The organism is Terriglobia bacterium, from assembly GCA_020073085.1.
Taxonomy (GTDB): domain Bacteria; phylum Acidobacteriota; class Terriglobia; order JAIQFV01; family JAIQFV01; genus JAIQFV01.
Window position 1 is genome coordinate 209112 of sequence record JAIQFV010000006.1, and the last position, 16783, is coordinate 225894.

Below are 16783 nucleotides of genomic sequence, written 5' to 3' on the forward strand. Positions count from 1 at the left end.
GGCAAGGAGTGATGAAAAGGGCTGTCGTTTGGACCCAGCAACACTCACCCGGCAATCTGAGTGCTATTCTCCGGGCCATCACTCGTGGCGCAATGCGGTCGCCGGGTCAATCCGCATGGCTTGACGCGAGGGCAGGTAAGATGCCCCGAGTGCCACAATCGACAAGAAAAACGCAACGCCGACAAAGGTCCACGGATCGGTCGCCGTGACGCCGTAAAGCAGCCTTGACATCAGCCGTGTCGTCGCAATGGCGCTGAGAAGTCCCATGCCGATTCCTGCTGCGACCGATCTCATCCCCTGCCTTAGCATGAGCCCAAGCACACGATTGGGGGTGGCGCCAAGCGCCATACGCACGCCGATCTCATGCGTGCGCTGGCCCAGGGCGTACGATGACAGGCCGTAGAGGCCGACAACGGCGAGCACGAGGCCGAGCATACCGAAGATGCCCGCGAACTTGGCGGCCTTGCGCACAAGAAAAAGGCCATACCCGCCGTCGAGCGCCTGCTTCATGCTTTGCACGTCATAGAGCACAAGGGCGGGCTCATGCGCGTGAATGACCCGTTCGAGCGATGGCGCGAGCACCCGTGGTGACAGGGATGTGCGCACCTGCAACACTCGGAGGCCGGTGTAAGCCTGCGCGAGGGGCACATAAAAGTAGGGTTGGGGATCCTCGAAGAGAGAGTGATACTTACCGGTCCTTACAACTCCGACGACGGCGAACCACGGCCCACTTGAACCGGCATCGCGGAAGCGTTTACCCAGGGGCTCTCGACCGGGCCACAACTCCTCCGCGAGCCGTTCGTTCACAATTGCCACGCGGGGTGTTCGCTCAGCATCTTCCTCTGTAAAGCTTCGCCCGCGGCTGATCGGGATGCCCATCGTTGAGAAATAATGAGAACCAACGGCATTCATGCCGGCTAACGGCCGCTCGCCGGTGCGGGATGACTGACCCTCAATGTCGACTGCATGGGTCGTGCTGACATAACCCATTGGAATCGTAAAGGCGAAACTAAAATCCTCGATGCCGGGAACGGCATGCAAGCGCTCCTCGATGTCATGGAAGAAGGCCCGTCCTTGCGCTTCAGTGTACCCAAGCTGAGAGACGTCCATGTGAAGGTTGAGCACGCCGTCAGATTGGAATCCGGGATCCATGTGCTCTGCCCGCGTCAGGCTGCGAATGAACAGTCCCCCTGCAACCAGGAGTACGAAACACAGGGCGATCTGAGCGGCGACCAGTCCGCCATACAAGTGGGGCCGGCCGCCGCCCGTGGGCGCACGGTCCTGGCCATCGCGCAACATTTGGCCCAAACCGGAGGACGACGCCCGCAGCGCCGGCACCACCCCGACGATCATTCCGGCAAGTATGACCATTGCCGTGGAGTACAACACGACCCGCCCGTCCACATGAAAGTCGAACCGGACCGGGAGGTCCCCAGGCAATTTGGTCCTGCCGAGGAGAATCCCCGACCAAGCGCCAAGCAATATCCCTGCGCTTCCCCCGAGTGCAGCGAGCATCAGGCTCTCCGTCAAAAGCTGCCTAAGGAGCCGGCCGCGCCCGGCGCCCAAGGCTGCCCGAATCGCAATCTCTCGCTGGCGGCCGATGCTTCGTGCGAGGACAAGATTCGTGACGTTTACTGCGGCCACGATCAGAACGAGGCCGACGAGAACCGTCATGATTGCGGCGCCGAGCGCGTTGGTTCGAGCATTGTCCTCCTCGGGTCGCGCCAGCCGCTCGGGCACCACCTTTAAAGTGACACCTTTGTTGGTGTCTGGGAACTGCCGTTCGACCCGCGCGGCCACGACATCCAGCGCCGCTTGCGCCTGCGCCAATGTGATGTGCGGCCGCAGCCGCGCTATCGTATGGAGTGACCGCGCTTCCCTCCGGTTCAAATCGCCTGTGCCAGCCCAATTCACTGGGAGGAAGAGCTCCGACCTGGAAAACGCGAAGGTGCCGTCGAATTCGGGAGGAGCCACGCCGACGATCGTGACCGGTCGACCATTCACCTTTGCGGTTTCCCCGATGACGGAGGGATCGCCGCCGAATCTTTGGCGCCACGTCGAGTACCCAAGGATGACCACTGGATCCATGCGGCCGGGATCACCCTCGTCGGGGCCGATCAGGCGTCCGAGGGTTGGTCGAAGATCGAGCAGGGGGAAATAGTTTCCTGTCACCCACGTGGTCAACACCCGTTCCGAGCGTCCCCCCTTGGGGGACAGCCCCACAAATCCGACGGTGTAGCCGGCAATGTCCTCGAAAATGTCTCTAGTCGCGCTGCGGTAGTCCTGGAGATCGAGATGTGAAACGGGGTGCAGGCCGCCGGCCAAAGAACGCTGAGTAGTAACAACGGCCAGACGTTCACTGTCCCGAACCGGCAGCGGCCGGAGAATAAAGGCATTGACAACGGTGAAGACCGCGGTATTGACGCCAATGCCGAGCGCAAGCGTCAGAACTGCAATGAGCGTTACACCCGGGGCCTTCATCAACATTCGCATTCCGTAGCGAATGTCTGTCGAGAATGTTCCCATGCCTCTCCCCCTGGATCCTCGCGCTTAGGAATGCCTGGTCCACGCCGAGCGGCCCGAAATCCATCGTTATGGTATCTGAAAATGCTCAGCCGGCGGAAGGCATTGTCAACCATGCCGCCGTGTTCGCCGTTATGACTGGTCGGGGGATGCGCTGCGCAATGCCTCGCATGCCAGTGTTCCGGATCCCCGCCCCACTTTGGCGTTTATGAAAGGGTCAACAAATCGGCTCCTTGGATGACCCTTCGTGCACCAAGCGAAAGCCTACTCGATGTGAATCCTTGGCGGAGGTTGACCCGTCACTGGAGCGAATCTCGAATCACGTCTCTGGAATCAAAATGCATGGCGCGATCGAGGCAACCGCCCCCGGAGAGCTGAATGGAGGAGAAAGTGGAACAACGAGATCGAGGGGGACAAGCTCAGAGGCAAGGTTAAACTGGGATTTGTGCCCTCCAATCCTTTGACCACTGAGAGCGCCATCCACGACTTGAGGAAGACAGATCTCACAATCACTCTCAATTCTTCATGGGCGCTTCACCTCGGTCTTCTTACCCGTCAGACTCCCTTCTCATCGATTCGTGCCCATCAAGATTGAGAATTCAATTGATTCACCTTTTCGAGAAGGGGCTGGATATTCATCTGAAAAGGGCTCCATTTCAGCCGCTCGGATTCTCCTTGAGGGGCTCCGAACAACCGGGTCCCAATCACTTCCCCCAGCTTCCGGTAACTCTCCCACTGGGCCTCGTCGAAGTATTGATTCATGGTCGATTCCTGGGGAAAATCCTCATGCTCCTCATGATACTGGATCAAATCGATAGGCTCATCTCCGGTGAGCGTGGGCTTAATCAAAAAGAGGATCGATTCGGCCTCCTTCTTGCCATCGTAACAGACCTTGGCGATGGCCGCATGGGCCGCAGAGAATCCCCCCTGTTCGGGGGTGACCGTCGTCTTCTTCCCCTCCCGGGGTAAATCCTGTTCACTCCAATTTCCGCGGCGAAGATTCTCGAGGGATCCGATGAAGGGATAGACAGAGTCCGCCAGGACCTCCTTCAACTCCATGTCCGTCAGAAAGGTGATTTCAGTGTTGAAATCTTTGCGGGCCTTTCGAACCAGGTTGGCGACGTCCGAGAAATCGTAATCCGGGTCACAACCGTTGTCACATACGATGATCAGAGGAACACGACGGCGGACAAGTTCGTAGCAGGCTGTGTTTTCGAAATGCCCGCCGTCTGTAAGATACCAGTGTGGCCGAGCGGGGCCGTGAAAGCGCGCGGTGAACTCATTCAGCATGTACATCTGAACCGGGAATGCCTCCGTGAAGACCGCACCTATGCTCCTGGAGATCTTGAGATTTCTTGTCGCACCGGTTCGAATATTCGGATCCACGCCGCTGCCCCACCAATAGCCCAGTCGCAGGTTGGCCATACCACAGAGCAGACTCAGTCCCAGGCTGGTTCGCGACCCGAGCCCGGTGGAAAATGCGGCCCCTGAAATCCCCGTCCACTGTCCCAGGCTCAGGGGCTCGCAAAAAATTCCCCCATGAGGTGTTTCCGATTGGAAGATGTGAAACTTGTTTCTGTCTCCTTCGAGAACGGCGTCGGCGGGTCGGTCCCAGAGGGCGTGATGATTCACCCCCACACTGATCCCAAAGGGACTGACCGCCATGGCCAGCCCCTTCCGGTCGCGCTGTTCGATCTGCGACTTCCCGGAGACCGTCTCATTCAAAGTGACATTGATTAAATGAATCGGGCCGCCCGTCAGATGCGGAGTATATTCCTTCATCTTGACTTCATCGCCCTTGATCACCTCGGTCACACTGCGCCCTTTCCCGCTCAAACGGATCGGATTCGAAGCGCCTGGGTAGGCCCTGGTGAGGCGCGCCCCGTAAATCGCCGCATGGGAGGATTGGTTGAGAAACTGGAAGGTCTGGCCAAAGGCGTAAGAAAGCCCGATGCATACGAGTAGTGTCATCGAAAGCCACTTCCAATTCATGGAAGACACGATCTCGGCCATGTCATCATCATTGACCGCCAGAGTCTCCTCGGATCCGGCCTCCTGAATCACGATGTGCCTCTCAGAGCTGAGTCCCACCTTGTCCTTTGGCGCATAGTTGTCCCAGATCATATGTCCGGCGTTGCCGTAAGGGATTTGCCATCCCCAGGAAAACCCATGGGCGATGACCGAGAGGGAAGTGAGAACCACCATCAGGAGGGCGATCGCTCCAAGCGATGCGAAGAACTGGACGCGGAGCTTCGGCCGGCCCTTGCCCGCCATTCCGGCCAGCAGGATGGCAACCCTCTGAGCAACGGCCATGAACCCGGTGACGCCGGCGGCTGCGGCCAGGGCCTTGAAAGAGGAAAGGCCCCGGAACAAGCCCATGTGCCTCAAGTAAGCGTAAACCGTCTGCCCCAGAGAGTCCACAACGGCAAAGATCAGAAGCCCCACCGAGATCCAGACCCACAGGGCCAGCCAGGAGGAGAGCCGATTCCGAAGCAGCAGGGCTCGCGAAGCGCGACTCATCTCAGGCTCGCGCAAACTCCAGAAGTTCCAGCTGATGATCCACACGATCAAGGTGAGTGCAGAACAAACCATCATGACAAACAGGAAGACCGAAAAACTGGGAGAGGTGGGTCCCATGGATCGATGAATCAACTGCACGATCCCCAGGATGATCATGAAGACGAACACCGTGATCCACGGGTGCCGAGTCAACCCTGAGGATGCATCGGATTTCTCGCCGGTGATCAACCAGTATGCCCACGCGAAAGGAACCACCAGGAAGACCAGTGTGAACAGCGGAAGAAGAATATAAGGGCTCCACCACACGAACCCCGTGGGCATCCCGGGGACAATGTCCTTGAGGATGGGGAGTGAGTAAAGGGTCAAAGATGACCCGATCGCCCGGAGGCCGTTGGCCAGGAGAAAGAGGGTCAGGAAAAGGACCGAGAGAACGATCTGAACCGCAATCCAGTTCCGAACATAGACGCTGGTTGCAAGGAGCGTATCGCCCGAGCCGTTAGGCGAGAGGTAGCGGCCATTGTTGCGAAGCCAGTCCACGGGTCTCGAATCCAGGTTGTTCGGAGCGAGGATATTTTCGACTCGTCCCACCGTGCTTTGTGCTTCGGGCTGACCCTTCTCGATCGACCGGTAGGCGTCTTTCAGTTCACTGATTTCGTCCGCGGGGTTCTTCAGGTTGACCCAGGGGCGCACGAAGAGCATCCCGAGAAAAGATCCGATGTAGCCTCCGCCGGAAACCGTGGAAAGATAATCGACCTTTCGAAGAAGATGATTCCTGGAGAGGGCCTGGAGGATGCCCAATGAGAATGTCGCACTGCGAATCCCCCCGCCTGACAGGGCAAGCCCGACCCGTTCCTTCGCAGGGTCCTCGCCTGCCTGCTTCCGGCGCTCCACGATCGCCTTGATCTCGAGCTCAGAGAGTTGTTTCGGAAATTGACTCAACTCCTGTGGAAAAAGGATTCGATCTGCAATAGAGGCAGGATAACTTTCTTTGCTCATGAACCCTCCACGGGGACGACAGCCTGCTCGCCAGCCGGCGCGAAGAGCAGAGCCCGGCGAGGCGGCAGAGCAATGGTCGACTCATGCGCCATTTCAAAAGGACGATGGAAAGATGAGAGCGTCGAATGTATGCCTGGCGCGATCCAGGGAGCGCTCAGAGAATGTTTCAGGAACGACGGGAGCTTACAGCGAGGATTTGAGCGATGTCAAGGAGTTTGGATTGAGCGCGGTTCGGCAGGACACGGCTTTAAGATGTTCGCACAGATCTGAAGGTTCACCTTTTCAAAAATCCGATCTTGACGAGGAAATTCGAAAGGGCACTGCTGAACTCCTTCGGTTTTTCCATCATTAGAAAGTGGCTTACCTCCGGCCACGTCTGGTAATCGAGGTTGGGGGCGATGCTGCGATCGAACTGCTCGTTGTCGGCAGCCCAATTGGAGGCTTGGGCCATGATCGCCAGCGTCGGAACAGTAATCTTGTCCTGCTGCCAAATCCCTTCATTCAACATGCCCTCCATCGCGCTGACGGCAACATATTGGGGAGTCCGCAGCATGGCCGCCTTGATTTCTCCCTTCAAGACGGGATCGGCCATTGGCTGCAACATGCCGTCAATCAGGCGTTCGGCAGCAATTGCATAATTTGGACCGCGGAGAGGTTCAAAAAATTTCTCGGCAGCGGCCTTGTCGGGAAAGGGCCGAAGGGAGCCGTCCACAATGACCAGGGCAATCGTCTTTTCCGGATACTTCCGGTAGAACTGGCGGATGACCGGCGTCCCCATGCTATGTCCCACGAGTACGGCACGATTCACTTTGGACTCGCGTAACACCGCCTCCACCGCGCGGGCAAACAAATCCATGGTGTATGCAATCCGGGGTTTGTCGCTCAAGCCATGACCCGGCAGGTCGATCAGGATGACCCGGGTCTTGTCCTTGAAGGCCGGAACCTGGTCCTTCCAGAAACTCAGATCACAGGTCCAGCCGTGAACAAACACGAGTGCATCACTCCCCTGGCCATAGCTTTCGTAATGCACGCGCATCCGGTCGAGCTTTGCAAAGCGAGGTCCTTCCTTGGCTCCCTTGGCAGGCGCCATGACCGGCCAGCAGACCAAAACCGCGGCGAATAGCAGAACCCAGAAGCGCGACCCACCCGATCTGCCTGGGGTGAATTTAGCCCGGTTGCAAAAGAACATGGAAGGCTCCTTTGACATGAGTAGCACTGTTATCGTTGTCTCGTTAAGCGCCCTTTGTCCCCGAATCATGCCAGGCACGCGGTCCGTGGCAAAATCTTTATCGCCGAACTTCGCTCATCAGTGCCAGGAGATTATTGTCGACATCCCGCAGGAAAGCCAACCATAAGTCATGATCTGCCAACTGTGCCGCGCGATGTGGTGTGGCTTCAAAATGTACCCCGCGCGAGGAAAGTGTATCGAACGCGGCCTGGATATCTTCGACCTTGTAATAGAGGATAGAGCCGGGGTGATCGAACTCGGGTTTCCCGGGGAGGGTCAGCATCAGCCGGACGCCGCCGCAGTCAAAGAACGCCATGTTCGGGACTTCAAACAGAAACCTCATGCCGAGCATGTCACGATAGAATTCGATGGCCTTCTTGACGTCGTGAACGTTGATTGAAATCTGACTGATTTGGGACAGTCCGAAGGTTGTAGAGAAGGTCGTCATGGTTGTCTCCTCGAATGAATAGGATGCGCCTTCTTGAGGTCATCGAATTTCTTCATCAGAATTCAGCGTGGCAGCGGGTCCGGAAGACTTGCGATCGCATAGGCCAGCACCGCCATCGCCGCCGCGTTTTCGGCCAGCTCAGAGGGAACCACCTTATCCAGCGTATCAGCGGCCGTATGATGATAGTTGAAGTAGGTGCGGCTGTCTTGAAACAGGCCGAACGCGGGCACCCCTGCCGATTCGAGCGGAGAAATGTCCGACCCGGTCTCATCGGAGGGGTTCATCAAGGTTGCGCCAGAACTCTCGAGAACCTGGGAGACCGGCCTCAACATCGGCAATGCTTTGGGGTTTGCATTGACATTGAATCCGAGGGGGTGGCCAGCGCCCAGATCACTCTCGATGGCAGCGATATGATTGGCGAGGTCTCCGGCGTAATCTTTGGCATAGGTCCTCCCCCCGACTAATCCATTTTCCTCGTTCATCCACGCAACGATCCGAATGGTTCGCTTGGGGCGGAGACGGAGCTGGCGGAGCAGCTGCGCGGTTTGCAGGGCGACGGCCACTCCCGCGGCATCATCGATCGCCCCGGTGGCGAGGTCCCACGAATCAAGGTGACCCGACACGATGATCACCTGCTCGGGATGTTCGCTTCCTTTGAGGTCGCCGATGACGTTATAGCTGACCGCATCCGGCAAGGTCTGAGGCGTCAGGGTCATATGAAGGCGCACGGGTCCTTGGGCGACGAGATCGGCAATCAGATCGGCGTCCTCGGAGGTGACGGCCGCAGCCGGGATCTTGGGTGCATCTGCGGCATAACGCATGGCGCCGGTGTGTGCCAGGCGATAATCACCGCCTCCTGGAGACCGGTTCAATGCGGCCACGGCGCCCAGCCTTGCTGCCGCGCTCGCGCCGAGACCCCGGTAAACGACCGATTGACCGTAGGCGGGCCCTCCGTAGCCTTCTGCCGCCATCTGCTTGTCGAATCGCTTGTTGAAGAGAACGATCTTTCCGGACACCTTCTCGCGGCCCAGGGCATTGAGTTCGTCGAAGTCATTGACCACGACAACCTCCGCGGTCACTCCTTCTGCCGGGGTTGCCACGCTCCCTCCCAGGGCCGTCAAGACGATTTTCTGCACTGTATCCGGCGCCTGGCCCGGGAATTGAACCAACTCGCCGGTTTCCTGGCCGCGCACCCAGTGGGGCACCGTCAATTTCTCGAGTTGGACATCCAGTCCAAGCCGGCGCATCTCGGAAGCCACGTACTCCACAGCCTGCTGGGCCTGCGGCGAACCGGTCAGCCGCGGGCCAATGTTGTTGGTCAGGTGACGGAGTTGAGCATAAGCATAATCGCTCTTAAGGGCCGCCTGCTGGACCTGTTTCAATTCATTCATGAGCTGCGGGGGATAGGTATAACTTGTGGTCCTGGGGCCTGGTTGTGCAAAAGAGGTGAAGCTCCAACAAATAACGAATACGGTAGCAAAAGAAAAGAGGGATCCGTAGGGTTTGGGTGGCGGAACAGTGTTTTTCATCGGCCTTCTTCCATTGAATAAGGTTTCTGACGTTGTCGGGTTCAATGTCAATCTGCTATGGAAACCTCGGCATTATAGGGAATCGCTCCGCAGAAGGCCAGCCTTGATTCCCTTGGGCGAGGGGGAGGCTTTTGACTCGCGGCAGGACACTGCAGTACCGGTCGATTCGAGCATCGCACCAGGTTTCCACACCGCCCGGAGCCCCTCTTCTTCCTGGTATGCTTTTATGTTGCCCGCAGTTCTCTTTCTGTCTTATCCTTTGCACACTCCTGGAAGGCGTTCTTTAAACAATCGACGGCCTGAGGTTGGAATCTATAATGAAAAAAAGACGATTTCGGCATTTAGCCCCGCTGGCATGCGCACTGCTCCTCTGTGCGCTTCTGTCTTCGGGGGTGATCTTTGCGCAGAGTCCCGAGGCGGCCCTGTCGGGGACCGTGTCTGACGAGAGCGGGGCACGCATTCCCTCCGCAGTCGTTTCGATCCGGGGCGTGGACTCGACATACAATCGTCAAACAAAGACCGATCCGGCGGGGGCCTTTCGAATCGAGCCCATCCCTCCGGGGAGGTATCAACTCAAGGTCGCGGCGCGCGGATTCGCGGAAGCTACGTATGAAATCAACATACACGTGAGCTCCATCCCCACCCTTTCGGTCACGCTTAGGCCGGAGGCTCTCAAACAGTCTGTCTCCGTCGTGGGAGAGGAGTACTCCCTGACTTCGCAACCGATCGAGACCACCAGCAGCATCGAGAAGACCACGGTTTCAGCCCGCGACCTGACGGCCCTTCCCCTCGCGCATCGCAGCTTTGCCAACATCGCTTATTTGAGCCCCATGACTCAGCCGGTAGAACCTTCCGATCCCACCAAAGCACGCATCACCGCAGTCTCGTTTGCGGGGAGCTCAGGGTTGAACGTCGACTTGTCCGTTGACGGTGGGGACAACAACGATGATTATATCGGTGGGTTCCTGCAAAACTATTCCCCCGATGCCATCCAGGATTTTGCGATCCGAACGGCCCAGTTCGATGCCGACACCTCGAGGACCAACGGCGGTTCCGTCATCATCGCCACTCGCCGAGGCACCGAACAGTGGCATGGGAGTCTCGGGTTTTATGAGCGCAGCCGCTCTCTGAATGCGCGCAATGATCTCGACAATCCTGAGCCGAATCCCAAGCAGCCTTTCTCGAGACAGAATGGTGTCGCCACCCTTGGAGGTCCCCTTCGAAAAGGACGGCTGTGGATGTTCTCATCCCTGGAATACATCCACGAAAACGCAAGCGTCGCCTACAGTGCGGACAGCTTGATTGAATTCAGGGCTCTGGCCGCGCTGGCGAACGGGGGGCTAGTCCCGGGGGTGAGTTCCATCGGCGTTCCTTCCTCGGTCCTGGTGCCATTTCGGGACACGCTCTTTTCGACACGGGTAGATTGGTCTTCCTCAGACCGCTCACAATGGTTCTTCCGCGGCTCGCTGGACCGGAGCCTTGTGCAGAACGATCTGGTTCAGCAGGCCGCTCTACCCTCCACAGGGGCCACCACCCGTTCCAACTATTTCAGTTTTCTGGTCAGCAATCAGTATCAGTTCCCATCGAACTGGACCGCGGTCCTTACCGTGGAAGCCAGCGAATTCCATCACACCAAGGAGAGAAACTCGCCACTGGGCCTTGCCCTGGCGTTCCCATTCAGCGCGAGCTTTCACACCACGTCCGGGTTCGAGACCTTTGGTGACAATCAGTTTGTTACTCCCATCACCGCGTTTCCCGTTCAGCGCGACCAGCAGAAGTACCAACTGCGGTATGACCTCCATTACTCGGCCGGCAAGCACTCCCTTTCATTGGGAACAAACTTGATCCACGAGCCCGTCTTAAGGGGAAGGCTCGCCGATGATCCGGAACTTCTGGTGGAGTTTCCCAACGATCCGAGCTTCTATCTCTCCAACCTGGCGCAATTCTCTTCCGATTTCCTGGCGGGGAGCACAGAAATTCCCGGCGGCAATGGGAATTTTTCACAGAGCATTCGCAGGTTGGGAGTCTACGGGCAGGATTCCTGGCGTGTTCGGCCTCATCTGACGTTGAATTTTGGGCTCCGATACGACACGACCTTCGGGCTCTTTCGAGCTGAGGGACGTCTGCAGGACCAAAATCCGGCGGTCGCCACCCTGAACGCCCTCGGAGTCCCGCTCTCGCCGGGCATTCCCCATGACTATCGCCGGGCCCTGGCGCCGCGGCTGGGATTGGCATACTCTCCCGGGAGTTCATCCAGGACGGTGATTCGGGCCGGGGTGGGTTTGTATTACAACGACCTGAGTCAAAACGGTTGGGTGAATGCCTTTCAGGCGGTGAACGCTCCCTTGACGGGCCGACTGGAGCCGGGAGACCAGGGCGCGGTCATTGATCCGCAATATCACACCCCCTATGCCTTGGAAGCCAGTGCCGGCATCGAGCATGCTTTCCACAAGAATTGGCGTTTAAATGTCCAATACGAACATCACCAGGGAGTCCACCAGTACCGTCGGTACGAGTACGTCGGGGGATTCACGCTTCCCGAAGATGCGCCCAACATCTCGCTGTTCAGGACCGACAATCGGTCCCGCTATGATGGGGTCTCGTTCATGGTGCAGCACCGCATGTCCAGCCGGTTCGAATTGACCGCTCATTACACCCTTGCCAGTGCATCCACATGGGGAGCAACCGTCGGTGAGCTGTTTGACTACGTCAACGGGGTCAGCGATGTGCGAAATGCTTTCGGCCCGGGAGACCATGGTCCTTCAGGCGAAGATGTGCGGCATCGCCTGGTGATTGCCGGGGCGCTGAGATTGCCTCTTAAGCTCGAAGTCACCACTCTCTCCCAATTTGAGAGTGCGCGTCCGTTCACCCTGGCCACGCCGGTGGATTTGAACGGGGATGGACTCGATTCCAATGACCGGGCGGTCGTGAACGGAGTCCAGACCACGCTCGACCAGTTTCGAGGAGCCCCGTTTGCGCAGATCGATCTTCGGGTGAGCCGGGAATTTACCCTGGGCGAGCGTGTTGCGGTCCACCCGTTCGTGGAGTTTTTTAACCTCCTCAACCGCACCAATCCCGGAAACAACTTTGTGTCGGATCTCTCCGCCCTGCCCATCCCGGCAAATCAACTCGGCAACGCCACGGCTCTTTGCGCGAATGCCGCATGCACGGCCACCCGGCCCATTACCAGTCTCAACGATCTGAGGGTCCCCGCAGGGGCCCTGGGTGATTTCTTCGGACCCGGCACCACTGTTGGCATCCCCTTTGCTGCCCAACTTGGAATCCGGCTGACGTTCTGAAAGCGTATTGAAATCAAACGGCCCGCCCATGGGATTATTTCGCGAAGTCTCAATTTCCTTAGCAACCCGGCAGGTAGCAAAAGCAAAAGAGAGGGTCCGAGAGAACAAACTTCTAACCCTCGGTGTCGTGGTGCTGGGCGTCATTGGGGTGGTTATCGTTTATTATGCGGTGGTGACGGTGGTGGCGTACGAGGTGACCCCCCAACTCTACGCCGACTATGTGGCTTCCCACAGGATGCCGCTCCGGCTGGAGTCCCTTCCTCCGCGGGATGTTGAAATCCTGCTGGCGGTTGAGGATCCCAACTTCATGAATCACCATGGTATCGATCTGTCGACTCCCGGCGCCGGCTACACCACCATTACCCAGGGGCTGGCAAAACAGGTTTACTTCGTCCATTTCCGCTCCGGTATCGCGAAGGTCAAGCAGTCGCTCTACGCTATGGTCCTGGATCGGCTCGTGACCAAGCAGGATCAACTCAAACTCTTCATCAATACCGTGTACATGGGGACTTTGGCTGGAAAACCGGTCAATGGCCTCTCGGATGCCGCGCGTGTTTACTTTGGGAAGGATTTTGGCGCGTTGACCGAAGACCAGTATATTGCGCTGGTGGCGATGATTGTAGGGCCGGACGGCTACAGCGTCGTCCGGTTCCCCGCCCGCAACGCGGAACGGGTCCGGAGGATCAAGAAATTGTTGCGGGGTGAATGCAAACCGTCCGGTCTGGCGGATGTGTATTACGAAGGCTGCAAGTAGTCTTGGAGCGCCCCTCTACACCTCTGCTGTAGGGTTCGATTTTTTGGGGTCGTCCCTATCAAAAGTCATTTCATGAATCGGCGCAAAGGAGACATTCTATGAAACGCTCTTCCATCTTAGCCATCGTTCTTCTGATTGTTTTTGGAAGTCTATTGATCGCACAGGATCACGCGACGTTCAAAGTGGGTACGGCGACCGCGGCCCGGGGGCAGAAAACCAGCGGGGTGATCGAAGTGCCTGCGGGTGTTGATGCGGCCTTGAGTATCCCGGTTGTGGTGGTGCATGGCGCGAAGCCCGGGCCCGTTCTCGCGCTGGTCGCAGGGGCCCATGGAACGGAATATGCCTCCATCATTGCGCTCGAAAAGCTGATCGAAAAATTGAATCCCGCGGAGATTTCCGGGACGGTCATCATTGTCCCGCTCGTCAACATTCAATCCTTCGAGAAAAAGGTGCCCCACGTCAATCCGGTGGACGGAAAGAGCATGAACCGGTTCTATCCGGGCAAGGCAGACGGCACGCAGACCGAGCGGGCATCCTTCCAGATTACAAAACAGGTCGTGGAACCATGCGATTATCTTATCGATCTGCATGGGGGCGATCTGGACGAGAGCCTGCGGCCTTACAGCTACTGGGTCCGGACCGACGACGAAAAGCTGAATGCCATCTCCCGTGAGTTGACGATGGCGTTTGGATTGGACCACATCATCATTACCCAGGACCGCCCCAAGGACCCTAATGCCTCGGTCTATCTCGACAGCACGGCCGCCCTGCGCGGAAAGCCCTCGGTCACCGTGGAGGCGGGGCATGCCGGCACTGTCGAACCGGAGGATGTGAACGCCCTGGTTCACGGCTGTTTGAACGTCATGCGGTATCTGAAGATGGCCCCGGGGACGGCCACGAGGATCGACCGTCCGGTCTGGATCATGAGGATCAATCCGGTGACCAGCGAGCAGACCGGGATTTTTTATCCGCTCGTCAAGCGCGGAACCTACGTGGCGGAAGGCATGAGGATCGGTTACGTCACCGACTATGTCGGGAAGGTGATCTTCGAAGTCCATGCCCCGTCAACGGGGGTCCTCCTTTATATCTGCGCCGTGCCTTCGATGAAAAAAGGCGACACGATTGCGTATATCGGGGGACTGGCAAGATAGACAAGCCTGAAGATCGAAGCCGATCTCAAGGTTTTGTTTTTGTCGTCGATAAGAGGACATGCTTCGAGCCTCACCGGTATCTCGGATCCGGGCTGTGCAATGTCAGCATACTGGGAGGAAACCTCGTGGACCTCTTCGGTGAAAGAAATCGCATCGGCATGAGAGGGAGGCTAATGCTGTCAGTCGTTGCATTTGGCCTAGCCTGGACAATTTTATCGGGAGACCTGGCATTTCCACTCCAGGACACTGGGCCTCCCGTTTCGTCCCCTACTGCCGCTGCGAGCAAACAGAACATGGTCCCGCCGCAGAGTTCCTCCGGCCATCACATCAAGTCTAATTCCGACCCAGCCGAGATCACCGTCAGGTCGGTGTACCTGGAAGGCGGGAGCGAGTTGCCCGATGCGCAGGCCCTGGTAACTAAGGGACTGAGGGCGCATACCTATTTCCTGGTTGAGGTTTCAGAGTTTGTCCGCCAACTCTTTTCGGACGACGGATACCTGCACGTCGAAGTGTCCGACCCCATCACTGCACCCATAGATTCAAGGACTGTCGATGTGACGTTGCGTATCAAGGCCGGGCCGCAATACCGCTTGAACGAGATTCAAATATCCGGGGCAAAAGCGATTGCGGTAACGGAACTTCGTGGACTGTTCCCACTCCAGGGCGGGGATATCTACAACAGGGGAAAGATTCGCAAAGCCTTCGAAGCCATGAGGCGACGCTATGAGACCAAGGGGTATATCAACTTCGTTCCCATCCCTGATGAGGAGTTTGATGAAACCGGCAGGACGATCCTGTTGAAAGTCAAAATCCAGGAAGGCAAGGCCTTTCGCTTTGGCCCATTGAAGCTTTCTGGGGTGGAGGCGGCCCCCGGTGTGGGTCACAAGATCCTGGCGGATTGGAAACCGTATCTCGGCCAGGGATTCAATATTGAACTGGTGGAGCAATTTATCGAGGAGCATTTCCGCTTGCCAAGAGCAAAAGTTGCTGAGTTCTACTGGCGCCACGTGAGACTCGAACTGAATGAAAGAGAGGGGATCGCCGCTATCCTGTTGCTTCTCCCAAACCATGATCCGGAATAATTGGGGCTTCGGCCAATAACGGTGTCGGGGACCAATTCTCAGCATTTGTCTTTCAGATCAGTCGACACAACTCTCCCGAATCCTGAAACTCGGTGTGTTTCGCTGACCGTATCGAATAATTGAAAATCCGGATCGGATATCACCCGGGCCGGGACCTCCATAAATAATTTGGCACTTCCCCAAACTGTGAGCGTCTCATACCAGAGGGGACCTGTGTCGAACTACATGGGGGCTGGGGATTCTTCAGGTTTCGAATAAGCTGATTTCAGAGGTAGAAGAGAGGTTTTCGGAGGCTTTGGCCCCTCCAGATCGTTCGATTTGGAGAATGAACCTTTAGAAAGCTCAGCGGGGAGCCTGAGTTCCCCTCAATTGCGCCACCTACCCTGCCTCTTTTACCCTTAGCCCGCGGTTCGGCCTGCTCCCTGCAAAGGTGCGTCCAGGTTGCCCGTTTAGATCCACCCAAATTCCATCTGAGGGAATGTCATGCTTGAAGTCTCCAATCTAGTCAAACGATTCAATCGCATTCCGGCGGTCGATGGCGTGAGCTTCACGATTCACCGGGGTGAAATCCTTGGCTATCTCGGGCCCAACGGCGCCGGGAAAAGCACGACGGTGAAAATGCTGGTGGGACTCATGGAGCCCACCGAGGGGAGAATTCTCTTCCACGGTGAAGACGTCCGCCACAACAGGATTGAATTCCAGCGCCGGTTGGGTTACGTCCCCGAGGAACCAAACCTGTATCCGCATCTCACCGGCCGGGAATACCTGCAATTGATCGGCCGCCTGCGGGGGATTGCGCGGAGAGCGCTGGAGCCTCGAATCGATAAGATGCTCCGCTTGTTTTCGCTCTGGGAGGACCGCTATTCGCCTCTGGCCTCTTACTCCAAGGGGATGCGTCAAAAGATCCTTCTTTCGGCGGCATTGCTGCATGACCCCGATGTGCTGATCCTGGACGAGCCGTTTTCGGGACTGGACGTCAACACCGCCCTGGTGCTGCGCGCCTTGCTCCGGGCGCTGGCGGATGAAGGCAAGATGATCCTCTACAGCTCGCACATGCTGGAAGTGGTCGAAAAGGTGTGTTCCTCGGTGGTGATTTTGCGCGATGGGAAGGTGGTGGCCGACGGCGCCATCCAACATCTCCGCGCCCTGATGCAGCAGCCCTCGCTCGAAGGGATCTTCACGCAGCTTACCGAACAGGAAGACCCGGGGCGTGTCGTGAAGGATATTCTGGCGGCGATGCGATCTTGAAAACG

10 protein-coding genes are annotated in these 16783 nt (G+C 57.5%); 5 read left to right on the forward strand and 5 right to left on the reverse strand.

What is annotated here, in order from left to right:
* Positions 1-78 precede the first annotated feature (78 nt).
* From LAO21_08485 to LAO21_08505, 5 genes are all read right to left on the reverse strand, one after another.
* Entirely contained in the window at positions 79-2526 is a 2448-nt protein-coding gene (locus LAO21_08485; protein MBZ5552740.1) for an ABC transporter permease, read from the reverse strand.
* Positions 2527-3108: 582 nt separating this feature from the next.
* The gene (locus tag LAO21_08490) at positions 3109-6039 is read right to left on the reverse strand and encodes a patatin-like phospholipase family protein (protein ID MBZ5552741.1); all 2931 of its coding nucleotides are present in this window, start codon (positions 6037-6039) and stop codon (positions 3109-3111) included.
* Positions 6040-6313: 274 nt separating this feature from the next.
* Positions 6314-7228: an alpha/beta hydrolase gene (locus tag LAO21_08495; protein MBZ5552742.1), complete on the reverse strand. Its 915-nt coding sequence runs from the start codon at positions 7226-7228 to the stop codon at positions 6314-6316.
* Positions 7229-7325: 97 nt separating this feature from the next.
* A complete protein-coding gene (locus LAO21_08500; protein ID MBZ5552743.1) occupies positions 7326-7715 on the reverse strand; it encodes a VOC family protein in 390 nt (129 codons plus the stop codon).
* A gap of 62 nt (positions 7716-7777) precedes the next feature.
* Positions 7778-9244, reverse strand: coding sequence for a M20/M25/M40 family metallo-hydrolase (locus tag LAO21_08505; protein ID MBZ5552744.1), 1467 nt, complete (start codon positions 9242-9244; stop codon positions 7778-7780).
* 317 nt (positions 9245-9561) lie between these two features.
* Between LAO21_08505 and LAO21_08510 the strand changes: the two genes are divergently transcribed.
* The 5 genes from LAO21_08510 to LAO21_08530 all read left to right on the forward strand — a co-directional run bounded on the left by LAO21_08510 (position 9562) and on the right by LAO21_08530 (position 16778).
* The gene (locus tag LAO21_08510; protein ID MBZ5552745.1) at positions 9562-12543 is read left to right on the forward strand and encodes a TonB-dependent receptor; all 2982 of its coding nucleotides are present in this window, start codon (positions 9562-9564) and stop codon (positions 12541-12543) included.
* A 28-nt stretch (positions 12544-12571) separates the two neighbouring features.
* Entirely contained in the window at positions 12572-13297 is a 726-nt protein-coding gene (locus tag LAO21_08515; GenBank protein ID MBZ5552746.1) for a transglycosylase domain-containing protein, read from the forward strand.
* A 98-nt stretch (positions 13298-13395) separates the two neighbouring features.
* Complete coding sequence (locus tag LAO21_08520; GenBank protein MBZ5552747.1) at positions 13396-14448, forward strand: succinylglutamate desuccinylase/aspartoacylase family protein; 1053 nt, start codon at positions 13396-13398, stop codon at positions 14446-14448.
* 173 nt (positions 14449-14621) lie between these two features.
* Positions 14622-15530, forward strand: coding sequence for a hypothetical protein (locus LAO21_08525; protein ID MBZ5552748.1), 909 nt, complete (start codon positions 14622-14624; stop codon positions 15528-15530).
* A 483-nt stretch (positions 15531-16013) separates the two neighbouring features.
* Positions 16014-16778, forward strand: coding sequence for an ABC transporter ATP-binding protein (locus LAO21_08530; GenBank protein MBZ5552749.1), 765 nt, complete (start codon positions 16014-16016; stop codon positions 16776-16778).
* The last annotated feature ends 5 nt before the right edge of the window (positions 16779-16783 follow it).